This window comes from Pseudomonas sp. CFBP 13711 (genome assembly GCF_014842265.1).
Classification (GTDB): domain Bacteria; phylum Pseudomonadota; class Gammaproteobacteria; order Pseudomonadales; family Pseudomonadaceae; genus Aquipseudomonas.
Genome location: NZ_JACYVI010000001.1, coordinates 70,054 through 92,231 on the forward strand (window position 1 = coordinate 70,054; position 22,178 = coordinate 92,231).

Sequence of the window (22,178 nt, forward strand, 5' to 3'; positions counted from 1 at the left end):
CCCTGCAACACAGGTGGCGTCATTCCAGACCCCACTTTGCGCAATTTTCTCCTGCCTCAAGGGGAAAGCCTCGGCGGCCTTTTCGTGGCGCAGCATCGCTGTGTGTTGCGTCACTTGGCTACTACAAAGGTGAGCGAGTATGGATGACCACGGACGCACCCCTTCCTCTAACCAGCCAATCCTTTACGTGCTCGATACCAACGTATTGATCCATGATCCAAACGCGCTTCTGAATTTCGAAGAACATCACGTTGCACTCCCCATGACAGTCCTGGAAGAACTGGACAAGCTCAAGGCGGGCAAGCACTCGGTGGCTGCTGAATGTCGGCAGGCGATCCGGTTGATTGACAAGACACTCGGCGAAGCGACCCCGGAGGAGGTTGAAAAAGGCGTACCGATCGATCGCGGTACAGGCGTATTCAAGGGTTATCTATCCATCCTCATGAACAAGCGGCAAGAACCCAACCGGGTGCTGCCTGACAACCTCAATGACAACATCATCATCAACCAGCTGATTGACCTGCATGCGCGGAAAAAGGACACGCGCATCGTACTGGTCACCAAAGACATCAACATGCGCCTGAAGGCGCGGGCCTGCGGCATCGAGGCCGAGGACTACAGCACCGACCAACTGGTCGACGACGTGTCGATGCTGTCCCGCGGTTACCACACCATGACCGGCTCTTTCTGGGACCGGGTGAGCAAAGTCGATACCCGCCAGGATCATGGCCGTACCTGGCACAAAGTGCAGATGATCGAGCAGATTCCGTCTGTGCACATCAACGAGTTCATCATCGATGAGCAAGGCTTCGTCGGTTGGGTCAAAGGCGTCAAGCCTGACGAACTGCTGTTGCTGGACATGCACCAGGAGCCGCTGCTGCACCAGGAAGCGTGGGGACTGAAGCCGCGTGACATCTATCAGGGGCTGGCGCTGTTTGCGCTGCTCGATCCGGACATCCATCTGGTCAACCTGTCCGGCGCGGCCGGTTCGGGCAAGACCATTCTTGCCCTGGCCGCTGCCATCGAGCAGACCATGGTCAGCAAGCGTTATCGCCGCATCATCGCCACCCGAAGCGTGCAGGGGCTCGACCAGGAGATCGGCTTTTTGCCCGGCACCGAAGCAGAAAAAATGGAGCCATGGCTCGGCGCGATCACCGACAACCTGGAAGCGTTGCACATGGATGACGAAAACACCCATGGCAGCGTCGATTACATCCTGAGCAAGGTGCCGCTGCAGTTCAAATCCCTCAACTACATTCGCGGCCGAAGCTTCCAGCAGAGCCTGATCCTGATCGATGAATGCCAGAACCTCACGCCGCACCAGATGAAAACCATCATCACCCGTGCCGGCGCGGGCTCTAAAGTGGTCTGCCTGGGCAACCTGGCGCAGATCGACACCCCTTATCTGTCGGCAACCAGTTCGGGGCTGACCTACCTGACGGAGCGTTTCAAGGACTTCCCCAACGGCGTGCACATCAGTCTGCAAGGTGTTCCACGCTCGATCCTGGCTGAATACGCGGAGAGCCATCTCTAAAAGGTTCAAGCGTCAAGCCTCAAGCTGCAAGCTCGCGCTCACTCAATGTCGCTAGCTTGTAGCTTGTAGCTTGCAGCTTGTGGCTAGCAGCCCTAACTCCCTACAATCCCCGCTCCTGTTCAGGAGTCATCCCGTGCTCACTCATCTCGATTCCCAAGGTCGCGCCCACATGGTCGACGTCACTGAAAAAGACGTCACGTTCCGTGAAGCGGTGGCCGAAGCGCGCGTGCGCATGCTGCCCGAAACCCTGCAAATGATCGTCGCAGGCGGGCATCCCAAAGGGGACGTATTTGCCGTCGCGCGCATCGCCGGCATTCAGGCCGCGAAGAAAACCAGCGATCTGATTCCCCTCTGTCATCCGTTGATGCTTACCGGTGTGAAGGTCGAACTCACCGCCGAAAGCCCTGACACCGTGCACATCGTTGCGCGCTGCAAACTCTCCGGCCAGACCGGGGTGGAAATGGAAGCGTTGACCGCCGCCAGCATCGCCGCCCTGACCATCTACGACATGTGCAAGGCGGTTGACCGCGGCATGACCATCGAACACGTGCGGTTGCTCGAAAAGCTCGGTGGCAAGAGCGGACACTTCATCGCCGACGACCAGGTGATCGCCCAATGACCATTCACGTACAAGTCCAATATTTCGCGCGTTTTCGCGAAACCCTCGGCACCGAGAGCGAGAACCTCGAAGGCTCATTCGCCACCATCGACGCCGTGCGCCAGCATTTACTCGAGCGCGGCGGTGTGTGGGAAGTGCTGAGTGAGAAAGGCATCATGTGCGCCCGCAACCAGGAGCTGTGCTCGCTGGACACGGCCGTCGAACCGGGCGATGAGGTGGCGTTCTTTCCGACCGTCACCGGAGGTTGATATGGCCGTTCGAGTACAAGCCGCCGCGTTCGATCCGGGCGCGGAACTCAATGCCATGCACGACGCCAACGTCGGCGTGGGTGCGGTGGTCAGCTTTGTGGGCTATGTGCGGGATTTCAACGACGGCCGTGAGGTAGCGGGGATGTTTCTCGAGCATTACCCCGGCATGACCGAGAAGGCGCTGGTTAAAATCGCTGATGAGGCGCAGCAGCGCTGGCCGTTGCTCAAGCTGGAAGTGATTCATCGCGTGGGCGAGTTGGAACCGGGCGAGCCAATCGTGTTCGTCGCGGCGGCCAGCGCCCATCGCCAGGCCGCGTTCGAGGCCTGTGATTTCGTCATGGACTACCTGAAAACCCGCGCGCCGTTCTGGAAGAAGGAAAACACTTCAGAAGGGCCGCGCTGGGTTGAGGGCCGCGACAGCGATCACATGGCTGCAGATCGCTGGAAATAGGCTGCGGGCTCAGCATTCGCAGGCGCGTGGCGTCATTCCGCCGCAGGAATCGCTCGCTGCACGCGCACCACCGGCCGTAGCAACACGGTCGGCGGCGTTTCGCAGCTGATCTTGCGGCCCAGCTTCTCTTCGATCGACGGCAGCTGATACGAATCGTCTTCCCCGGCGAAGCTGATCGACACGCCGTCTGCGCCGGCACGACCGGTCCGGCCGATGCGGTGCACGTAGTCGTCCGGTACTTCCGGCAGGGTGAAGTTGATCACGTGGCTGATGCCGTCGATGTGAATCCCGCGACCGGCAACATCGGTGGCCACCAGCACGCGAATCTTGCCTTCGCGAAACCCTTCCAGCGTCTTGATGCGCTTGTGCTGCGGCACGTCGCCTGACAACTGCGCGGCATTGATGCCGTCACGCACCAGACGCTCTTCGATGCGTCGCACTTCATCCTTGCGGTTGGCGAACACCATCACCCGTTCCCAACCGTGGTCGTTGATCAGGTTGAACAACAGCTTGTACTTGTCAGCGCCGGCCACGGCATAGATGTGCTGCTCGACCGTGTCGCTGGCGACGTTCAGGGATTCGATCTCGACGATCGCAGGGTCCGTCGTCCACTGCTTGGCCAGGTTCATCACGTCTTCGGTGAAGGTGGCGGAGAACAGCAGCGTCTGACGCTCGCCCTTGTGTGGGGTCTGGCGAATGATCGAGCGGACCTGAGGGATGAAGCCCATGTCGAGCATGCGGTCGGCTTCGTCCAGGACCATGACCTCAACCATGTCCAGGTGCACTTCGCCGCGCTGGGCGAAGTCCAGCAGACGGCCTGGCGTGGCAACCAGAATGTCGCAGTGGCGGGCTTCGAGGTGTTTAAGCTGCTTGTCGAAATCCATGCCGCCCACGAACGTCATCACGTTGAGGTCGGTGTACTTGGTCAGCGCCTCGGCGTCCTTGGCGATCTGCACCACCAGTTCGCGGGTCGGCGCAATGATCAGCGCCCGGGGTTCACCCATGTAGCGCTCTTTCGGCGGAGGCGTCTGGGTCAGCTGAGTGATGATAGAAATCAGGAAGGCGGCGGTCTTGCCGGTGCCGGTCTGGGCGCGGCCGATGGCATCGCGGCCTTTGAGGGTGTAACCCAGAACGCCCGCCTGGATCGGCGTGCAGTACGGGAAGCCCAGGTCCTGGATCGCGTGCATCAGTTCGGGAGCGAGGGGGAAATCGTGGAAACGGGTTTTGCCTTCCTGGGGTTCGACGACGAAGTCTTCGGGTTTCCAGGGAATGACGATGGGCTTGGGCGCACGTTCTCGGCGCGGGCGTTCAGCCCTAACGGGCGATGTAACGGCCGGTGCGGTGGCTGCCAAATGCTCGGGCGCAGGCACGTGCACTTCTGCTGCTGACGGTTCCCGGGAGACGCTTTCGGTCTGGCGCTGGGGGACGGGGAGGGGAGCAGCAGGCGCGAGCGGCTCAGCCTCGCTTTTTCCGAACATCTTTTTAAGTGCTTTGAGCACGGTGATCTCATCGATAGATTTAGGAATGTACGCCGGGGAGTGTAAAGCAAGAACCCGGCGCGGCGTAGTGTCCTAGCAAATCCGCAACGTAATTGGAAGGATCAATTGAGTGGACTAGCGAAGCTTATCCGCGAGCCAGACACCTATGTCGGAAATTTCCTGCGGTAACACTTCGTGCTCCATTGGGTATTCCTGCCATGTCACGGTGACGCCCTGGGCCTTCAAATGCTCGTAAGCCGCTCGCCCCATGGCGTGCAACACCACCGGGTCATTGCTGCCGTGCAAGCAATAGGCCGGGATGCGTTGCTGGCTGGCGGACAAGCTCATTTCGTCGCTGAAAGTCGGTGCGTACGTGGACAGCGCAAGTACGCCGCCGAGCGGGCCTTCCCAGCGCAGGAAGGCGGTATGCAGCACCACGGCGCCGCCCTGGGAAAACCCTGCCAGGAAGATTCGGGCCGGGTCTATGCCGCTGTCCCGTTGCTGTTCGATCAGCTTGATGACGTCTTGCGCCGAGCCTTCCAGCTCGCCGCTGTCGATGGCGCGGGCCGGGCTCATGGCCTTGATGTCGTACCAGCTGGGCATCGCGTAGCCGCCGTTGATGGTGACGGCCCGGGTCGGCGCCTGCGGCAGAATGAACCGCGTGGTCTTCAGGGTCTTCTGCAGCATCTCGGCCACCGGCAGGAAATCGTAGCGATCAGCCCCCAGGCCGTGCAGCCAGATGACGCAGGCGTCGACTGCCAATTCCGGCTCGATGATCAGCGGTTCAGTCATGTGTGCTCCATTAGTGTGCGGCACCTCTGGCACAGCGCTTTAAGGCGGTGCGTCAGCTCGTGTGCGGGTGAATGAAAGATGTCGCAAGGTTACAAGTTTTGATCTTGACCTGTCGCTAATTCGACATTGCCAGCATGGTGGTACGGGCTTTGCTACACAACCCGCGGAGTGAAGGCGCTCACCTCGGGCGGTAACACTAATAGGCTATCAAGCAGGCAGCCGTGTGTTGCGTCAGAGGCAGCATGGAATCATCGAGCAGGATTCCCGGCACGATTCGCTTTGAACCTCGGGGTTCAAGGACATCATGGGGCTTCAGTCTGCTGGACTCGCAACATGCTGAACACGCGATGACCAGATGCCTGGCGTCGGTGGCGGTAAACGGGTTCAACGTCGCATGACCCAAAAACAAGCCAGCACGGGTCATGAATGCCTCACAAGGGTGCGACGGGGCTAAGGCTCCCACACAACAAAGAGCAAACTGGAGGTTTGAATGAAGATGTTGAAATCCACCCTGGCTGTAGTGGCCGCCGCTGCAGCGCTCGGTCTGACCGGGTTCGCTCAAGCGGGTGCCAAGCTGGACGCCATTCAGAAGAAGGGCTTTATTCAGTGCGGCGTCAGTGACGGTCTGCCAGGCTTCTCGGTTCCAGATGCAAGCGGCAAGATCCAGGGCATCGACGCCGACTTCTGCCGCGCTGTTGCTGCCGCGGTGTTTGGCGACGCGACCAAGGTCAAGTTCAGCCAGCTGAACGCCAAAGAGCGTTTCACTGCGCTGCAGTCCGGCGAAATCGACATCCTGTCGCGTAACACCACCTGGACCAGCTCCCGTGACGCGAGCATGGGCTTGGTCTTCCCGGGCTTCGTCACTTATTACGACGGCGTTGGCTTCCTGGCCAATAGCAAGCTGGGCGTGAAAAGTGCCAAGGAACTGGACGGCGCGACCATCTGTATTCAGGCCGGTACCACCACTGAGCTGAACGTGTCGGACTACTTCCGCGCCAACAACCTCAAGTACACCCCGATCACGTTCGACACATCCGACGAAAGCGCCAAGTCGCTGGAATCCGGTCGTTGCGACGTACTGACCTCCGACAAATCCCAGCTCTACGCACAGCGCTCCAAGCTGGCCTCGCCGAAGGACTACGTCGTTCTGCCTGAAACCATCTCCAAAGAACCGCTGGGTCCTGTTGTCGCACGTGGCGATGAAGACTTCAGCACCATCGTTCGCTGGGTGGGCTACGCGCTGCTGAACGCGGAAGAAGCAGGCGTGACGTCGAAAAACGTTGAAGCCGAAGCCAAGTCCACCAAGAACCCGGACGTCGCTCGTCTGCTGGGTGCCGACGGTGAGTACGGCGTTCAGCTGAAACTGAAGAAAGACTGGGTCGTGCAGATCGTCAAGCAAGTCGGTAACTACGGCGAAATCTTCGAGAAGAACCTGGGCGCAGCCACTCCTCTGGAGATCGCTCGCGGTCAGAACGCTCTGTGGAACGCTGGCGGCATTCAATACGCACCACCAGTGCGTTGATTGACCTGCACCCGGCTGCGTGAATCGCAGCCGGGCGCTTTGTTGCATTTCTTCCGGGGCACTCCATGCAAAATCAAATCAGCGCACCCAAGCAGAGGCTCAGCCTCAGCGACCCTAAAGTGCGTGCGTGGCTATTTCAGATAATTACGGTTGTCGCCGTAGTCGCGATGGGTTGGTATCTGTTCGATAACACCCAGACCAACTTGCAACACCGGGGTATCACCTCAGGTTTCGGTTTCCTTGAAAACAGTGCCGGCTTCGGCATCGCGCAGCACCTGATTCCGTTCACGGAGTCGGACACCTACGCGCGGGTTTTCCTGATCGGTTTGCTCAACACGCTGCTGGTGACGTTCATCGGCGTGATCCTCGCGACCCTGCTGGGCTTCATCGTCGGCGTCGCGCGCCTGTCCAACAACTGGATCATCAATAAGCTGGCGACGGTTTACGTTGAAGTCTTCCGTAACATTCCGCCGCTGCTGCAGATCCTGTTCTGGTACTTCGCCGTGTTCCTGACCCTGCCGGGGCCGCGGGCTGCCCACGGGTTTCTCGGCTCGTTCTTCGTCAGCAGCCGTGGCCTGAACATGCCGGCCGCGATTGCCACCGATGCGGCGTGGCCGTTCGTGATCAGCGTGGTGCTGGCCATTGTCGCCATCGTGCTCATGGCGCGCTGGGCGAACAAGCGCTTCGAAGCCACGGGCGTACCGTTCCACAAGTTCTGGGCAGGCCTTGCGCTGTTCATCGTGATCCCGGCGCTCTGCGCGTTGATCTTCGGTGCGCCGGTGCATTGGGAAGTGCCCGAGCTCAAAGGCTTCAACTTCGTTGGCGGCTGGGTATTGATCCCTGAACTGCTGGCCCTGACCCTCGCCCTGACGGTCTATACGGCGGCATTCATCGCCGAAATCGTGCGTTCGGGCATCAAGTCGGTGAGCCACGGCCAGACCGAAGCGGCACGTTCGCTGGGCCTGCGTCCAGGGCCGACGCTGCGCAAGGTCATCATTCCGCAGGCGCTGCGGGTGATCATCCCGCCATTGACCAGCCAATACCTGAACCTGGCGAAGAACTCGTCGCTGGCCGCCGGTATCGGTTACCCGGAAATGGTTTCGCTGTTCGCCGGTACCGTGCTCAACCAGACCGGTCAGGCGATCGAAGTCATTGCCATCACCATGAGCGTGTACCTGGCGATCAGTATCAGCATTTCCCTGCTGATGAACTGGTACAACAAGCGCATTGCGCTGATCGAGCGGTGAGGAAACGCGCATGACATCCCATACTTTCAAACCCGACATGCCACCGCCGAGCAAAGTCTTCGGCCCGGTGGCATGGATGCGCCAGAACCTGTTCTCGAGCTGGATCAACACGCTGTTGACCCTGTTCGCGATCTACTTGATCTGGCTGGTTGTTCCACCGCTGCTGAGTTGGGCCATCTTCGATGCCAACTGGGTCGGTACCACGCGCGAAGACTGCACCAAGGCCGGCGCCTGCTGGGTGTTCATCGAACAGCGCTTCGGCCAGTTCATGTACGGCTACTACCCGCAGGCACTGCGCTGGAGGGTTGATCTGACCGTCTGGCTGGCGATCATCGGCGTCGCGCCGCTGTTCATCAAAGTGATGCCGCGCAAGGCGATTTACGGCCTGTCGTTCCTGTTCATCTACCCGATCGTTGCGTACTTCCTGCTGCACGGCGGTGTGTTCGGCCTGGACCTGGTTGCGACCAGTCAGTGGGGCGGCCTGATGCTGACCCTGGTGATCGCCACAGTGGGTATCGCCGGCGCGTTGCCACTGGGTGTAGTGCTGGCTTTGGGGCGTCGCTCCGAAATGCCGGCCATCCGCGTGATGTGCGTGACGTTCATCGAGTTCTGGCGGGGCGTTCCGTTAATCACCGTGCTGTTCATGTCGTCGGTAATGCTGCCGTTGTTCCTGCCTGAAGGCATGAACTTCGACAAACTGCTGCGCGCACTGATCGGCGTGATTCTGTTCCAGTCGGCGTATGTGGCCGAGGTGGTTCGGGGCGGCATGCAGGCCATTCCGAAAGGTCAGTACGAAGCGGCTGCGGCCATGGGCCTCGGCTACTGGCGGCGCATGGGCCTGGTGATTCTGCCGCAGGCCCTGAAGCTGGTCATTCCCGGCCTGGTCAACACCGTGATCGCGTTGTTCAAGGACACCAGTCTGGTGATCATCATCGGCCTGTTCGACCTGCTCAACAGCGTCAAACAAGCTGCCGCCGACCCCAAGTGGCTCGGCATGGCGACCGAGGGTTACGTGTTCGCGGCCCTGGTGTTCTGGATCTTCTGTTTCGGCATGTCCCGCTACTCCATGCACTTGGAGCGTAAGTTGGACACAGGCCACAAGCGTTAGGAGTTTTGTGATGAGTGAAGCTATCAGTAAGCCTCTGGGCGCCGAAGGCATGATCCGGATGGAAGGCGTACACAAGTGGTACGGCCAGTTCCACGTGTTGAAAGACATAAACCTGAACGTGCGTCAGGGCGAGCGCATCGTCTTGTGCGGCCCGTCGGGGTCGGGCAAGTCGACCACCATTCGCTGCCTCAACCGTCTGGAAGAACACCAGCAGGGTCGCATCGTGGTCGATGGCACCGAACTGACGTCGGACCTGAAGCAGATCGAGACGATTCGTCGCGAAGTCGGCATGGTGTTCCAGCACTTCAACCTGTTCCCGCACCTGACCATCCTGCAGAACTGCACGCTCGCGCCGATGTGGGTGCGCAAGATGCCCAAGCGCAAGGCCGAAGAAATCGCCATGCACTATCTGGAGCGCGTGCGCATTCCGGAGCAGGCGCACAAGTATCCGGGCCAGCTGTCCGGTGGTCAGCAACAGCGTGTGGCGATTGCCCGCGCGCTGTGCATGAAGCCGAAGATCATGCTGTTCGACGAGCCGACCTCGGCCCTCGATCCGGAAATGGTGAAAGAGGTGCTCGACACCATGGTCGGCCTGGCGGAAGAAGGCATGACCATGCTCTGCGTGACCCACGAAATGGGCTTTGCCCGTACCGTGGCCAATCGCGTGATCTTCATGGACAAGGGCGAGATCGTCGAACAAGCCGCACCGAACGACTTCTTCGATAATCCGCAAAGCGACCGTACTCGCCTGTTCCTCAGCCAGATCCTGCACTGAGTCAGGAGCAACGCACCACAGAAACCCGGGCCCAGTGCCCGGGTTTTTTATGGCCGATCCCCTGACGTTTGCCGCGAAACTGTACCCAATCCTCGTAAAACTTGTGTTCTCTGCCGATCTCCAACAGGATTACTGCTTTGCGCAATGCGCTGTTACATCCTCCTGCCCCCACGAGAATCCCATGACGACCAAGGCGCCGACGGCGAGCAGCACCCGTTCCAATGCTTCGACCCCTCACGACATCAACGAGCTGCTGATCGATGCAGAAGCCGATGACGAGCAAGTGCAGCAGCATCATCCCGTGCTCAAGCGCCCATGGTTCCTGTTGTTGGGCCTGGTGCTGGTGGCGCTGAACCTGCGTCCGGCGTTGTCGAGCATGGCGCCGTTGTTGAGTGAGGTGTCACGAAGCCTGGGACTTTCGGCGGCCACGGCCGGCTTGCTGACCACGTTACCGGTGTTGTGCCTGGGTCTGTTCGCGCCGCTTGCGCCGATCCTCGCGCGGCGTTTCGGCAGTGAGCGCGTGGTGCTTGGCATATTGCTGACGCTGACCTGCGGCATCATTCTGCGCAGCTCGCTCGGCGAGTTCGGTCTGTTTGCTGGCAGCATCATGGCCGGTGCGAGCATCGGCATCATCGGGGTGCTGCTGCCCGGCATCGTCAAGCGCGACTTCGCCAAACAGGCCGGCGCCATGACGGGCGTCTACACCATGGCGCTGTGCCTGGGCGCTGCTGTCGCGGCGGGCTCAACGGTTCCATTGAGCGAAGTGCTGGGTAGCGGCACCGGCAGCGACTGGACGCTTGGCCTCGGCTTCTGGATCGTCCCGGCGATTCTCGCCGCGATCTTCTGGTGGCCGCAGACGCGTCAACGTCATGGCCAGCATCAGGTGGCTTATCGGGTGCGCGGTTTGCGCCGGGATCCTCTGGCCTGGCAAGTCACCCTTTATATGGGGCTGCAATCGTCGCTGGCCTACATCGTGTTCGGCTGGCTGCCGTCGATCCTCATCGGGCGAGGGCTGACTGCCGTTGACGCCGGCCTGCTGTTGTCCGGTTCGATCATGGTGCAACTGGTCAGCTCGCTGACCGCGCCATGGCTGGCCACTCGCGGCAAGGACCAGCGGATTGCAATTGTGCTGGTGATGCTGCTCACACTGGCGGGGCTGTTCGGCTGCCTGTCTGCGCCGCTTGAGCAATTGTGGGCCTGGGCCATCGTGCTTGGGCTGGGGCAGGGCGGCACGTTCAGCCTGGCACTGACCCTGATCGTGTTGCGCTCGCGGGACTCCCACGTCGCCGCGAACCTGTCGAGCATGGCCCAGGGCTTCGGCTACACCCTGGCGTCGCTCGGGCCTTTCGCGGTCGGCGTGGTGCATGACTGGACCGGCAACTGGGACTCGGTCGGCTGGATCTTCGGCATCATCGGCGTCGCCGCGATCATCGCCGGTCTCGGCGCCGGGCGCGCGCTTTACGTGGGTGTCACGAGCGAGAAAATCTGAGGGCTGACATTTTTTCCCCTGCGAATGCCCGTGCAAACCACGGTGCGGCCGCTTATCGTGCAGGCATCCTATTTCCATGGACGGCGTTCCCATGAGCGAGACCTTTACCAGCGAACACAACAGCGCGCTGATCACGCGCTTCTACGAGGCGTTCAGCCGTCTGGACGCCGAGGCGATGGCCGCGTGCTACAGCGAAGACGTGGTGTTTTCCGACCCGGTGTTTGGCCAGTTGCGCGGGCAGGATGCGAGCGATATGTGGCGCATGCTGACCTCCCGCGCCCGTGACTTCTCGGTGGTGTTCGACCACGTCCGTGCCGATGCCACGACCGGCGCGGCACACTGGGTCGCGACCTACCTGTTCAGCCAGACCGGTCGTACGGTGGTCAACGACATTCAGGCGCGGTTTGTTTTTCGCGACGGCAAGATCTGCGAACACCACGATCAGTTCGATCTGTGGCGCTGGTCGCGTCAGGCGCTCGGCACAAAGGGCGTATTACTGGGCTGGACGCCGCTTGTGCAAAACGCCATCCGTGCGCAGGGCCAGAAAGGGCTGAAGGCTTTTCAGGCCAGTCGCTGACGCTTGATAGAATCCGTTCCCCTCGCTACTGGTCCACGGTCCCGCATGTCTGAAGCCGAAATCGCCACCGCACCCGTGCCCGAAGCCGTGCCGGTCAAATCCTGGTTCGTGTATCTGGTGCGCGCGGCCAACGGTTCGTTGTACTGCGGCATCAGCAATGACCCGCAACGCCGATTCGCCCAGCATCAAAGCGGTAAAGGTGCGCGCTTCTTCAGCTCGAGCCCGGCGATGGCGCTGGTGTATGTGGAGGCCTGCCGCGACAAGGGCGACGCATTGCGGCAGGAGCGGTTGATCAAAAAGCTGCGCAAAAGCGCCAAGGAGTGCCTGGCCGCCGGCTACATCCAGCCGAGTGATGCCGCGCCATCACCCTGAGCGGGTATGCCGTGGGGCTTCGGGGGGATAAGCTGGTGGTTTCTCCCTGCGGATGGCCCGAAGCATGTCTGAGTTGATTCTTCACCACTATCCAACGTCCCTGTTCGCCGAAAAAGCCCGTCTGATGCTGGGCTTCAAAGGCCTGTCATGGCGCTCGGTCAACATCCCGTCGATCATGCCCAAGCCCGACCTCATGCCCCTCACCGGCGGCTATCGTAAAACCCCCGTCCTGCAAGCAGGCGCCGACATTTATTGCGACACCGCGTTGATCGCCCGGCGCCTGGAGCAGGAAAAATCGTCACCCACGTTTTATCCCGAAGGCCAGGAGTTCACAGCGGCGAGTCTCGCGGCGTGGGCGGATTCGGTGCTGTTCCTGCACGCGGTCAGCCTGGTGTTTCAACCGGCCTCCCTCGCTGTGCGGTTCGCCAAGGTTCCGCCTGAGGCTGTTAAGGCATTCGTTGCCGACCGCGCCACGTTCTTCGAGGGCGGCAGCGCCAATCGTGTGCCACTGGAAGTGGCGCAGCATCAATGGCCGACGCTGATGGCGCGTCTGGAGACCCAGCTTGAGCGCAACGGTGATTTCCTCCTGGGTGTTCCCTCGATCGCTGATTTCTCGGTGGCTCATACCCTGTGGTTCCTCAAACAAACCCCTGTGACGTCCCCGCTGGTCGATGCCTATCCGGCGGTGTTGAGCTGGTACGAGCGCCTTATTGCATTCGGTCATGGCGCACCGAGTGAATTGAGTTCGGGCGACGCGGTTGAAATCGCGCGTGCGGCTACCCCGGCGCCGGTGCCCGATGAAGATTTCACCGACCCCAATGGTTTTACTGTCGGCCAGCAGGTCACCGTGTCTGCCGTGGATTACGGGGTTAACGCAGTGGCGGGAGAGTTGGTATTCAGCGGCCGTGAAGAGATTATCCTGCGCCGCGAAGACGACCGCGCCGGCACCGTGCATGTGCACTTCCCGCGCTTCGGTTTTCAAATCAAGGCTGTTTAAACACCTCATGCGCAAATAAGCCCGGTGCAATGCCGGGCTTATCGCGATGCCTGATAATCGCTGTGTTTTAATTGCGGATTGATGTGGCTGATGGCGCGAAGTTGTCGTGACTGTCAGTTGTGACAGTTGTTACCCGATGCTACTTGAGTGCAGCGAGAATCTGCTCTTCGCTGAAGCCTCTGATCAGCGTGCCGTTTACGTCGATCAGAGGAATGCCGCGACCGCCGAGCGCTTCATAGGCCTTGCGGCCTGCAGCGTCTTTTTCGATATCGAACTCGGTGTAGCGAATGCCCTGGCTGTCGAGAAAACGCCGTGTCTGTTTGCAGTAGCCGCACCAGTCGGTGGCGTACAACGTCACCTTCGCGTTGGCCTGCGCGTGCTCCGATAAAGCTGAGGAGGGGTGAACCAGGTTTTCGATCTTGCCCCAGTTCTGGTACACGACCACCACCAGCATGATGAGCAAGAACTTCTTCAGGGTACGAACGAACATTCGGGTCTCGGCTCCTCGGCAGGCTTAGCGGCGTTTAAGCTGATCGGTCAGCTGGGTCGGCAGTCCCTTGATGATCAGCGTGCCTTTCTCTTCGTCGTACTCGATCTTGTCGCCCAGCAGGTGCGCTTCAAAGCTGATCGACAGCCCTTCCGCACGGCCGGTGAACCGACGGAACTGACTCAGCGTGCGCTTATCCGCAGGAATCTCGGGCGACAGGCCGTAATCCTTGTTGCGGATGTGATCGTAGAAGGCCCGCGGGCGGTCCTCGTCGATCAGGCCGGACAGCTCTTCCAGAGCGATCGGCTCGCCCATTTTGCTCTGGCTGCTGGCGTAGTCGACCAGCGCCTTGGTCTTCTCGCGGGTCGATTCTTCTGGCAGGTCTTCGCTCTCGACGAAATCACTGAAGGCCTTGAGCAGGGTACGGGTCTCCCCCGGTCCGTCGACGCCTTCCTGGCAGCCGATGAAGTCGCGGAAGTACTCGGAAACCTTCTTGCCGTTCTTGCCCTTGATGAACGAGATGTACTGCTTGGATGCCTTGTTGTTCTGCCACTCGGAAATGTTGATCCGGGCTGCAAGGTGCAGCTGACCCAGGTCCAGATGCCGGGAGGGCGTCACGTCCAGCGCCTCGTTCACCGCTACGCCTTCACTGTGGTGCAGCAGCGCGATCGCCAGGTATTCGGTCATTCCCTGCTGGTAGTGCGCAAACAGCACGTGGCCACCGACCGACAGGTTCGACTCTTCCATCAGCTTCTGCAGATGCTCGACCGCGATGCGGCTGAACTGGGTGAAATCCTTGCCTTGATCCAGGTATTCCTTCAGCCAGCCACTGAACGGGTGCGCGCCGGACTCGGCATGAAACAGCCCCCACGCTTTGCCTTGTTTGGCGTTATAGCTCTCGTTGAGGTCTGCCAGCATGTTCTCGATGGCTTGGGATTCGGCGAGTTCCGAGTCCCGGGCGTGAAGCACGGCGGGTGTGCCGTCGGGTTTTTTGTCGATCAGGTGGACGATGGCGTGACGGATCGGCATGGATTTCTCGGCTGCTGAAGGGGAACTGAACGGGACCAGACCAGGCCCGTGCGAAAGTCGGCAAGTGTACCGCAGACGGGGGGCGGAACGCTCTGGAAGGGCCGAAAACGCTGACCTCGGTCCATTAATATGACTTTTTTACGCCTCTCGGGCGATAAAGCTGACCAAATGGGTAGGTAGGGGCGGATATTTGCGTTGCGCTGTGCTAGTTTTGCCCGGTCCTGAGCGCCCAAGCGCGCCAGGCGTGCAGTTTGTGGGCGTTCGGCCGAACCAAAGGCCGTTTACAGTATCTACATTTCGCGTCTGTACCACACTCTGCAAACCATTCGAATTTGATAGGGAAGGAACACCACCATGGCTCTGACTAAAGACCAATTGATCGCCGATATCGCAGAAGCTATCGACGCGCCTAAAACCACCGCGCGCAACGCTCTCGACCAATTGGGTCAAATCGTCGCTGACCAACTGGAAAACGGTAGTGAAATCACTCTGCCAGGCATCGGCAAACTGAAAGTCACCGAGCGTCCAGCACGCACCGGCCGCAACCCTTCGACTGGCGCAGCCATCGAAATCGCTGCCAAGAAAGTCGTCAAGTTTGTACCAGCCAAAGTGCTGACTGACTCGGTCAACAAGTAAGCGAAAACGCTGCTTGGTTGAGGAAACCGTGTGACGGAGCGATCCGGACACGGTTTTTTTGTGCCTGCGATTCGGTTATCGCTTCGGTCGCCGGCGTCCTAGCGCGGTGAAACCCAACGTGTCGCCTTCCAGGCGGCTTGCTGCGTCTTGTCGTGAAAGGTCCAGGCAACGAAGCGGCTCTGTTTCTGACCCTGGCCCATCTCCACCGTATGGCTCTCAACGGCCCCGGCTTTTTTCAGCGCGCTTTGAATCAGAGGCAGATTCGAAGCCTTGGACACCAGCGTACTGAACCACAGCACCTGCTGCCCGACCTGAGCGCTTTCGCTGATCAACTGCGTCACAAAGCGCGCCTCGCCACCTTCGCACCACAGCTCCGCCGCCTGGCCGCCGAAATTCAGCACCGGCAGCTTGCGCTTGGGGTCGGCCTTGCCGAGGGCGCGCCATTTACGCTGGCTGCCGCTTAACGCTTCCTCAGCCGAGGCGTGGAAAGGCGGGTTACACACGCTGATGTCGAAGCGCTCATCGGGCTGCAGCAGGTGGGTCAGGATGTGTTTAGGGTTGGTCTGCTCCCGGAAGCTGATGCTCTTGCTCAAGCCGTTGGCTTTGACGATGGTCGCCGCCGAGGCCAGGGCGATCTTGTCGATGTCCGAGCCCAGGAACGACCAGCCGTATTCGCCCTGACCGATCAGCGGATAGATGCAGTTGGCGCCGGTGCCGATGTCCAGCGCTGTGACAGACGCGCCGCGCGGGATGACGCCGTCGTTGCGCTCTGCCAGCAGGTCCGCCAGAAAGTGCAGGTAGTCCGCACGCCCCGGGATTGGCGGGCAGAGGTAGTCCGCCGGAATATCCCAATGGGCGATGCCGTAGAACGCTTTGAGCAAGGCGCGGTTGAACACCCGCACCGCGGCCGGATTGGCGAAGTCGATGCTTTCCTTGCCGTAGGGATTGAGGATCACAAACTTGCCCAGTTCGGGGCTGCTTTTGATCAGGCGCGGAAAGTCGTAATGGCCCTGATGGCGGTTGCGCGGGTGCAGGGTGGCTTTCTCACGCGGCGCAGCAGGCTTGGCCTGTTGAGCAGGTTTGGCTTTCTTGCGTGGGGTGTTGCGTTGGGGCTTGTGGGCGTCGGGGCTGGTCATCGGGGATGCGATTCTCGTGAAAGCACAACCCGTGTAGACGTGAGCTTGCTCGCGATAACCGTGTGTCAGTCAACGGTTAGGTTGCTGATTTACCGCTATCGCGAGCACGCTCACGCCTACAGGGGTCATGGTCGTCAACCGGCCTGCGGTTCAGGCCGGCTGATTTGGTCGGATTACAAACTCGCGATCCGCGCGTGCTGCTCGGCCAGTTTCCCCAGCGCCTGTTCGGCTTCGGCCATCTTCGCGCGTTCCTTGGCGATCACCTCAGGCGGCGCCTTGTCGACGAACGCGGCATTGGACAGCTTGCCGCCAACCCGCTGCACTTCGCCCTGCAGACGCTGGATTTCCTTGTCCAGACGCGCCAGTTCGGCGTCCTTGTCGATCAGGCCGGCCATCGGCACCAGCACTTCCATCTCACCGACCAGCGCGGTCGCGGACAGCGGTGCTTCGGCGCCGGCTTCCAGCACGGTGAACGATTCAAGCTTGGCCAGCTTCTTCAGCAGGTGCTCGTTCTCGTTCAGGCGGCGCTGGTCTTCGGCGCTGACGTTTTTGAGGAACAACTGCAGCGGCTTGCCCGGGCCGATGTTCATTTCGCCACGGATGTTGCGCACGCCGAGCATCAGGCTTTTGAGCCATTCGATGTCGCCTTCGGCCGCGACGTCGATGCGCGCATCGTTCGCCACCGGCCACGGTTGCAGCATGATGGTCTTGCCTTCGATGCCGGCCAGCGGCGCAAGTCGCTGCCAGATTTCTTCGGTGATGAAGGGCATGAACGGATGGGCCAGACGCAGTGCGACTTCCAGCACGCGCACCAGCGTGCGACGAGTGCCACGCTGACGCTCGATCGGCGCCGTCTCGTCCCACAGAACCGGCTTGGACAGCTCCAGATACCAGTCGCAGTACTGGTTCCAGATGAACTCGTACAGCGCCTGGGCCGCGAGGTCGAAACGGAATTGATCCAGCTGACGGGTCACTTCGGCTTCAGTGCGTTGCAGCTGCGAGATGATCCAGCGATCCGGCAGCGAGAGCTCGAACGCTTCGCCGTTCTGACCGCAGTCTTCGCCCTTGTCGAGCACGTACCGCGCGGCGTTCCAGATCTTGTTGCAGAAGTTGCGATAGCCTTCGACGCGACCCATGTCGAACTTGATGTCACGGCCAGTGGACGCCAGCGAGCAGAAGGTGAAACGCAGGGCATCGGTGCCGTAGCTGGCGATGCCGTCGGCGAATTCGTCGCGAGTCTGCTTCTCGATCTTCTTGGCCAGCTTGGGCTGCATCATGCCGGAGGTGCGTTTCTGCACCAGGGCTTCAAGCTCGATGCCGTCGATGATATCCAGCGGATCAAGGACGTTGCCCTTGGACTTGGACATCTTCTGGCCCTGACCATCACGCACAAGGCCGTGGACATAAACGGTCTTGAACGGCACCTGCGCCGTACCGTCTTCGTTCTTCACCAGATGCATGGTGAGCATGATCATCCGGGCAACCCAGAAGAAAATGATGTCGAAGCCGGTGACCAGCACGTCGGTCGGGTGGAAGGTTTTCAGGAAGTCGGTCTGCTCCGGCCAGCCCAGGGTGGAGAACGTCCACAGACCGGAACTGAACCAGGTGTCGAGCACGTCGTTGTCCTGCTGCAGGGCAACGTCAGGACCGAGTTTGTGCTTGGCGCGGACTTCGGTTTCGTCGCGGCCGACGTAAACCTTGCCGGACTCGTCGTACCAGGCCGGAATGCGGTGGCCCCACCAGAGTTGGCGGCTGATGCACCAGTCCTGAATGTCACGCATCCAGGAGAAGTACATGTTCTCGTACTGCTTGGGCACGAAGGCGATGCGGCCGTCTTCAACGGCGGCGATGGCCGGTTCAGCCAGCGGCTTGGTCGACACGTACCACTGATCCGTCAGCCACGGCTCGATGATGGTCCCGGAGCGGTCGCCCTTCGGTACTTTCAAACCGTGGTCGTCGACGCTGACCAGCAGCCCGGCGGCGTCGAACGCAGCCACGATCTGCTTCCGCGCTTCGAAGCGGTCGAGGCCGGCGTATTCGGCGGGGAGGGTGCCGTCTACGGTGTCGTTCAGTGTACCGTCGAGGTTGAACACCTGGGCAGCGGGCAGCACGGCAGCGTTCTTGTCGAAGATGTTCAGCAGCGGCAGGTTGTGGCGCTTGCCGACGTCGTAGTCGTTGAAGTCGTGAGCCGGGGTGATCTTCACGCAGCCGGTGCCGAATTCAGGGTCGCAGTAGTCGTCCGCGATGATCGGGATGCGACGGCCTACCAGCGGCAGCTCGACGAATTTGCCGATCAGCGCCTGGTAGCGCTCGTCGTTCGGGTTCACTGCGACGGCGGCGTCGCCGAGCATAGTTTCCGGACGGGTCGTGGCGACGATCAGATAGTCCAGACCTTCAGCGGTCTTCGCGCCATCGGCCAAGGGGTAGCGCAGGTTCCACAGATGCCCCTTCTCGTCGTGGTTTTCCACTTCGAGGTCGGAGATGGCGGTGTGCAGCTTGGTGTCCCAGTTGACCAGACGTTTGCCACGGTAAATCAGGCCGTCTTCATGCAGTCGCACGAACGCCTCTTTAACCGCTTCGGACAAGCCGTCGTCCATCGTGAAGCGCTCACGGCTCCAGTCGACCGACGAGCCGAGGCGACGGATCTGGCGGCTGATGTTGCCACCGGACTGATCCTTCCATTCCCAGACTTTTTCGAGAAATTTGTCGCGACCCAGATCGTGACGGCTCTGACCCAAGGCTTCGAGTTGGCGCTCCACCAGCATCTGCGTGGCGATACCGGCGTGGTCGGTGCCTGGCTGCCACAGGGTGTTGCGACCCTGCATGCGTCGGAAGCGGATCAGGGCGTCCATGATCGCGTTATTGAAACCGTGCCCCATGTGGAGGCTGCCGGTGACGTTCGGCGGCGGAATCATGATGGTGTACGAGTCGCCCGCGCCTTGCGGAGCGAAATAGTTTTCGGACTCCCAGGTCTGGTACCAGGAAGATTCGATGGCGTGCGGCTGGTAGGTCTTGTCCATGCGAGGCGGGAACCTGATCTGCTTTGAGTCGGAAAAGCCGACGAGTATAGCTTTTCAAGGCGGCGTCAAGCTACAAGCGGTAGGTCGGGTGCTACGAGCGGTGATGCCCGGAATCATCGCGGGCATCTGTAGGACTGTGCTTGCGCACGTTCCCGGGTCGGGGCAGAAGACAGCTTCATTTGTTGTATTGACTCAGCAGCCGTTCCATTCGGGCATCAAGGCGGCGTTTGATCTCGTTCTCGATGTGCGGGGCGAAATCGTCGATCACGTCTTGCATGATCAACTGCGCGGCGGCACGCAGCTCGGCGTCCAGGTGCAGCAGCGCCTCTGCATTCGGTGCTTTGGCGCTCGATGCGTTGGCAGCGGGCGCGGGGGGTGTCGCCGCAACCGGCTCGGGGGTGAGCAGGGGAATATTGTCGATGTCGGCTTCGTGCTCATCGAGGGTCACGACCTGGCCGGTGACCACGTCGAACAGCAGCGGGATCTGCTCGTCGCTGTGCACGGACTCGGTCAGCAGGGGCGGCTGGGTCGGATCATCGCCCAACAGCTGGCGAATCGACTCGAGGTCATCCAGCAGGTGCGCTGAATCTTTCAGGTGTTTTGAATTATCCATCGTGTGCTCAAAGACGCTGCAGCCGGTGATCTTGCAGAGGATAGCCCTGTTCGCGGTAGAAGCGAAAACTCTCGCGCGCAGCGAGGCGGATGGCGGGATCCTCGACAACGATCTCGGCGACACGCGCGAATCGTTTGAAGAAGTCCGGGATGCGCAGGTCAAGATTGACCAGCAGATCCTGATGTTGGCCGGGGTCGCTGCCGATACCCAGCGCCACGGGTGCGTCCTGGTCGTCTTCGACCGCGCCATGGGGAACGAACGCTTCGCCCCGGAAGCGCCAAAGTCGGGCGTCCAGTTCCTCGCGTTGCCCGGCATCGCTGCAATGCAGGTACACCCGATGGCCGAGGCGCCAAGCCTTGTCGGTGAGTTTGCAGGCGAAGTCCAGGCGCGCGACGGGGTCGGCACTCGGCAGAATGTAGAAATCGACTTGGGTCATGGGTGATTCCAGGACGCTGGACGCGCCGACCGGGGAGGCCGGCGCGTTTGCAGCGGCTTAAACGCCAGCGCGGTCGATCAGGTACTGGGTCAGCAGCGGAACCGGACGGCCCGTGGCGCCTTTGTCCTTGCCGCCGCTCAGCCATGCCGTGCCGGCGATGTCCAGATGCGCCCACTCGTAGGCTTTGGCGAAGCGCGAGAGGAAGCACGCCGCGGTGATGGTGCCGGCTTTCGGACCGCCGATGTTGGCGATGTCGGCAAATGGGCTGTCCAGTTGCTCCTGATACTCATCGAACAACGGCAGCTGCCAGGCGCGGTCGTCGGCGCGTTTGCCGGCTTCCAGCACTTGAGTGATCAACGCATCGCTGTTGCCCAGCAGGCCGGAGGTGTGACCGCCCAGCGCGACAACGCAAGCGCCGGTAAGCGTGGCGATGTCGATCACGGCCTGTGGCTTGAAGCGTTCGGCGTAGGTCAGCGCATCGCACAGCACCAGACGGCCTTCGGCGTCGGTGTTGAGGATCTCGACGGTCTGGCCGCTCATGGTCTTGACGATGTCGCCCGGACGCGTGGCGTTGCCGCTCGGCATGTTTTCAGCCGCTGCGACGATGCACACCAGATTGATTGGCAGTTGCAGTTCAAGCACGGCGTTCAACGTGCCGAACACACTTGCGGCGCCGCACATGTCGAATTTCATTTCGTCCATGCCCAGGCCCGGCTTGAGGCTGATGCCGCCGGTGTCGAAGGTGATGCCCTTGCCCACCAGCACGAATGGCTTTTCGCTTTTCTTGCCGTTGGAGTACTGCATGACGATCAGGCGTGGCGGCTGAGCGCTGCCTTGACCGACCGCCAGGAACGAACCCATGCCCAGCTTTTCGATGTCTTTCTCATCGAAGACTTCGACTTTGAGGCCCTTGTTGGCTTTGCCCATCGCCTTGGCTTGCTCGCCCAGGTAGGTCGGGTGGCAGATGTTCGGCGGCATGTTGCCCAGGTCGCGGGTCACGGCCATGCCGGCAGCAATGGCCTGTGCGTGCTTGGCCGCGCGCTCGATGTCGGCGACGTTGGCCTTGGCGGTCAGCAGGGTGACTTTTTTCAGGGCGCGGGGATCGACTTTCTGACTCTTGAAGCGATCAAAAACGTATTCGCCGTCGGCCAGGGATTCGACCAGCAGGCGATTCTTGCCATACACGTCGCGATTTTTGACGTTCAGTTGATCGAGGGCAAAGGCGGCATCAACGCCACCCAGGCTTTTCAGGGTGCTGAGCGCGCCGCTGATGATTTTGCGGAATTGGCGATCGTTCAGCTCCGGCTCTTTGCCCGAACCGACCAGCAACACGCGTTCGGCTTTCAGGTTGGGCAGGCTGTGCAGCAACAGGCTCTGGCCGATCTTGCCCGACAGGTCGCCGCGCTTGAGAACAGCGCTGATGGCGCCGCCGCTCAGGGTGTCGAGGGTGTTCGCGGTGTCGCTCAGCGTGCGGCCTTCACCGACGGCGACCACCAGCGTGGCGGTCTTCAAGGTTTCTGCACTGACGCTTTTAACAACCAATTCCATGTCGGGGTCCCCGAATAAACTGTGAGTTATCGCACTTGAGCACACGGCTCGGCAGCGGCGCAGA

General features: G+C 60.8%; 22 protein-coding genes. 13 read left to right on the top strand and 9 right to left on the bottom strand.

What is annotated here, in order from left to right; all coding sequences use genetic code 11:
- Window positions 1-139 precede the first annotated feature (139 nt).
- The 4 genes from IFT47_RS00325 to moaE all read left to right on the top strand — a co-directional run bounded on the left by IFT47_RS00325 (window position 140) and on the right by moaE (window position 2,852).
- Window positions 140-1,534, top strand: a complete 1,395-nt coding sequence (locus tag IFT47_RS00325) for a PhoH family protein (protein WP_065991946.1) — start codon at window positions 140-142, stop codon at window positions 1,532-1,534.
- Window positions 1,535-1,667: 133 nt separating this feature from the next.
- Window positions 1,668-2,153 (top strand): cyclic pyranopterin monophosphate synthase MoaC, encoded by a 486-nt coding sequence (gene moaC, locus IFT47_RS00330; RefSeq protein WP_192171830.1) that lies wholly within the window; start codon window positions 1,668-1,670, stop codon window positions 2,151-2,153.
- Window positions 2,154-2,155: 2 nt separating this feature from the next.
- Window positions 2,156-2,401: a MoaD/ThiS family protein gene (locus tag IFT47_RS00335; RefSeq protein WP_192171893.1), complete on the top strand. Its 246-nt coding sequence runs from the start codon at window positions 2,156-2,158 to the stop codon at window positions 2,399-2,401.
- A 1-nt stretch (window position 2,402) separates the two neighbouring features.
- Window positions 2,403-2,852 (top strand): molybdopterin synthase catalytic subunit MoaE, encoded by a 450-nt coding sequence (gene moaE / locus IFT47_RS00340; RefSeq protein WP_192171829.1) that lies wholly within the window; start codon window positions 2,403-2,405, stop codon window positions 2,850-2,852.
- A 32-nt stretch (window positions 2,853-2,884) separates the two neighbouring features.
- Here moaE and rhlB read toward each other — a convergent pair whose 3' ends face one another.
- Both rhlB and IFT47_RS00350 read right to left on the bottom strand, forming a co-directional pair.
- A complete protein-coding gene (gene rhlB / locus IFT47_RS00345) occupies window positions 2,885-4,351 on the bottom strand; it encodes an ATP-dependent RNA helicase RhlB (RefSeq protein WP_192171828.1) in 1,467 nt (488 codons plus the stop codon).
- 114 nt (window positions 4,352-4,465) lie between these two features.
- On the bottom strand, window positions 4,466-5,122 hold the full coding sequence (locus IFT47_RS00350; protein WP_192171827.1) for an alpha/beta hydrolase: 657 nt from the start codon (window positions 5,120-5,122) through the stop codon (window positions 4,466-4,468).
- A gap of 490 nt (window positions 5,123-5,612) precedes the next feature.
- Here IFT47_RS00350 and IFT47_RS00355 point away from each other — a divergent pair, with 490 nt between their 5' ends.
- The 8 genes from IFT47_RS00355 (at window position 5,613) to IFT47_RS00390 (ending at window position 13,209) form a co-directional block, all read left to right on the top strand.
- The gene (locus IFT47_RS00355; protein WP_192171826.1) at window positions 5,613-6,644 is read left to right on the top strand and encodes an amino acid ABC transporter substrate-binding protein; all 1,032 of its coding nucleotides are present in this window, start codon (window positions 5,613-5,615) and stop codon (window positions 6,642-6,644) included.
- Between the two features lie 65 nt (window positions 6,645-6,709).
- Window positions 6,710-7,891: an amino acid ABC transporter permease gene (locus IFT47_RS00360; RefSeq protein ID WP_192171825.1), complete on the top strand. Its 1,182-nt coding sequence runs from the start codon at window positions 6,710-6,712 to the stop codon at window positions 7,889-7,891.
- Between the two features lie 10 nt (window positions 7,892-7,901).
- On the top strand, window positions 7,902-8,999 hold the full coding sequence (locus IFT47_RS00365) for an amino acid ABC transporter permease (RefSeq protein WP_192171824.1): 1,098 nt from the start codon (window positions 7,902-7,904) through the stop codon (window positions 8,997-8,999).
- A gap of 10 nt (window positions 9,000-9,009) precedes the next feature.
- Entirely contained in the window at window positions 9,010-9,774 is a 765-nt protein-coding gene (locus tag IFT47_RS00370; protein WP_037014923.1) for an amino acid ABC transporter ATP-binding protein, read from the top strand.
- Between the two features lie 181 nt (window positions 9,775-9,955).
- Entirely contained in the window at window positions 9,956-11,263 is a 1,308-nt protein-coding gene (locus IFT47_RS00375; protein ID WP_192171823.1) for a CynX/NimT family MFS transporter, read from the top strand.
- A gap of 91 nt (window positions 11,264-11,354) precedes the next feature.
- On the top strand, window positions 11,355-11,840 hold the full coding sequence (locus IFT47_RS00380; RefSeq protein WP_192171822.1) for a nuclear transport factor 2 family protein: 486 nt from the start codon (window positions 11,355-11,357) through the stop codon (window positions 11,838-11,840).
- A 45-nt stretch (window positions 11,841-11,885) separates the two neighbouring features.
- Window positions 11,886-12,212 carry a GIY-YIG nuclease family protein gene (locus IFT47_RS00385; protein WP_192171821.1) on the top strand — a complete coding sequence of 109 codons (327 nt, stop codon included), beginning with the start codon at window positions 11,886-11,888 and terminating at the stop codon, window positions 12,210-12,212.
- Between the two features lie 64 nt (window positions 12,213-12,276).
- The gene (locus tag IFT47_RS00390; RefSeq protein WP_192171820.1) at window positions 12,277-13,209 is read left to right on the top strand and encodes a glutathione S-transferase family protein; all 933 of its coding nucleotides are present in this window, start codon (window positions 12,277-12,279) and stop codon (window positions 13,207-13,209) included.
- Window positions 13,210-13,348: 139 nt separating this feature from the next.
- Here IFT47_RS00390 and IFT47_RS00395 read toward each other — a convergent pair whose 3' ends face one another.
- Entirely contained in the window at window positions 13,349-13,699 is a 351-nt protein-coding gene (locus tag IFT47_RS00395) for a glutaredoxin family protein (protein ID WP_192171819.1), read from the bottom strand.
- Between the two features lie 24 nt (window positions 13,700-13,723).
- On the bottom strand, window positions 13,724-14,725 hold the full coding sequence (gene yejK / locus IFT47_RS00400) for a nucleoid-associated protein YejK (RefSeq protein ID WP_074884246.1): 1,002 nt from the start codon (window positions 14,723-14,725) through the stop codon (window positions 13,724-13,726).
- A 354-nt stretch (window positions 14,726-15,079) separates the two neighbouring features.
- Between yejK and IFT47_RS00405 the strand changes: the two genes are divergently transcribed.
- Window positions 15,080-15,361, top strand: a complete 282-nt coding sequence (locus IFT47_RS00405) for an HU family DNA-binding protein (protein ID WP_037014905.1) — start codon at window positions 15,080-15,082, stop codon at window positions 15,359-15,361.
- 98 nt (window positions 15,362-15,459) lie between these two features.
- On the opposite strand, the gene rlmF is transcribed toward IFT47_RS00405, so the two are convergent.
- From rlmF to IFT47_RS00430, 5 genes are all read right to left on the bottom strand, one after another.
- Window positions 15,460-16,497, bottom strand: coding sequence for a 23S rRNA (adenine(1618)-N(6))-methyltransferase RlmF (rlmF, locus tag IFT47_RS00410; RefSeq protein WP_192171818.1), 1,038 nt, complete (start codon window positions 16,495-16,497; stop codon window positions 15,460-15,462).
- A gap of 173 nt (window positions 16,498-16,670) precedes the next feature.
- Window positions 16,671-19,517 (bottom strand): valine--tRNA ligase, encoded by a 2,847-nt coding sequence (locus IFT47_RS00415; protein ID WP_192171817.1) that lies wholly within the window; start codon window positions 19,515-19,517, stop codon window positions 16,671-16,673.
- 175 nt (window positions 19,518-19,692) lie between these two features.
- Window positions 19,693-20,130 (bottom strand): DNA polymerase III subunit chi, encoded by a 438-nt coding sequence (locus tag IFT47_RS00420; RefSeq protein WP_192171816.1) that lies wholly within the window; start codon window positions 20,128-20,130, stop codon window positions 19,693-19,695.
- A 7-nt stretch (window positions 20,131-20,137) separates the two neighbouring features.
- Window positions 20,138-20,566: a DNA polymerase III subunit chi gene (locus IFT47_RS00425; protein WP_192171815.1), complete on the bottom strand. Its 429-nt coding sequence runs from the start codon at window positions 20,564-20,566 to the stop codon at window positions 20,138-20,140.
- Between the two features lie 57 nt (window positions 20,567-20,623).
- Complete coding sequence (locus tag IFT47_RS00430; protein WP_192171814.1) at window positions 20,624-22,114, bottom strand: leucyl aminopeptidase; 1,491 nt, start codon at window positions 22,112-22,114, stop codon at window positions 20,624-20,626.
- Window positions 22,115-22,178 lie beyond the last annotated feature (64 nt).

Coding starts and splice junctions, on each gene's coding strand:
- moaE (WP_192171829.1), top strand. CDS start 2,403: ATGGCCGTTCGAGTACAAGCCGCCGCGTTCGATCCGGGCGCGGAACTC.
- IFT47_RS00395 (WP_192171819.1), bottom strand. CDS start 13,699: ATGTTCGTTCGTACCCTGAAGAAGTTCTTGCTCATCATGCTGGTGGTG.
- IFT47_RS00390 (WP_192171820.1), top strand. CDS start 12,277: ATGTCTGAGTTGATTCTTCACCACTATCCAACGTCCCTGTTCGCCGAA.
- IFT47_RS00365 (WP_192171824.1), top strand. CDS start 7,902: ATGACATCCCATACTTTCAAACCCGACATGCCACCGCCGAGCAAAGTC.
- IFT47_RS00370 (WP_037014923.1), top strand. CDS start 9,010: ATGAGTGAAGCTATCAGTAAGCCTCTGGGCGCCGAAGGCATGATCCGG.
- IFT47_RS00355 (WP_192171826.1), top strand. CDS start 5,613: ATGAAGATGTTGAAATCCACCCTGGCTGTAGTGGCCGCCGCTGCAGCG.
- IFT47_RS00405 (WP_037014905.1), top strand. CDS start 15,080: ATGGCTCTGACTAAAGACCAATTGATCGCCGATATCGCAGAAGCTATC.
- rlmF (WP_192171818.1), bottom strand. CDS start 16,497: ATGACCAGCCCCGACGCCCACAAGCCCCAACGCAACACCCCACGCAAG.
- IFT47_RS00385 (WP_192171821.1), top strand. CDS start 11,886: ATGTCTGAAGCCGAAATCGCCACCGCACCCGTGCCCGAAGCCGTGCCG.
- IFT47_RS00415 (WP_192171817.1), bottom strand. CDS start 19,517: ATGGACAAGACCTACCAGCCGCACGCCATCGAATCTTCCTGGTACCAG.
- yejK (WP_074884246.1), bottom strand. CDS start 14,725: ATGCCGATCCGTCACGCCATCGTCCACCTGATCGACAAAAAACCCGAC.
- IFT47_RS00420 (WP_192171816.1), bottom strand. CDS start 20,130: ATGGATAATTCAAAACACCTGAAAGATTCAGCGCACCTGCTGGATGAC.
- IFT47_RS00360 (WP_192171825.1), top strand. CDS start 6,710: ATGCAAAATCAAATCAGCGCACCCAAGCAGAGGCTCAGCCTCAGCGAC.
- IFT47_RS00350 (WP_192171827.1), bottom strand. CDS start 5,122: ATGACTGAACCGCTGATCATCGAGCCGGAATTGGCAGTCGACGCCTGC.
- IFT47_RS00425 (WP_192171815.1), bottom strand. CDS start 20,566: ATGACCCAAGTCGATTTCTACATTCTGCCGAGTGCCGACCCCGTCGCG.
- IFT47_RS00325 (WP_065991946.1), top strand. CDS start 140: ATGGATGACCACGGACGCACCCCTTCCTCTAACCAGCCAATCCTTTAC.
- IFT47_RS00380 (WP_192171822.1), top strand. CDS start 11,355: ATGAGCGAGACCTTTACCAGCGAACACAACAGCGCGCTGATCACGCGC.
- IFT47_RS00430 (WP_192171814.1), bottom strand. CDS start 22,114: ATGGAATTGGTTGTTAAAAGCGTCAGTGCAGAAACCTTGAAGACCGCC.
- IFT47_RS00375 (WP_192171823.1), top strand. CDS start 9,956: ATGACGACCAAGGCGCCGACGGCGAGCAGCACCCGTTCCAATGCTTCG.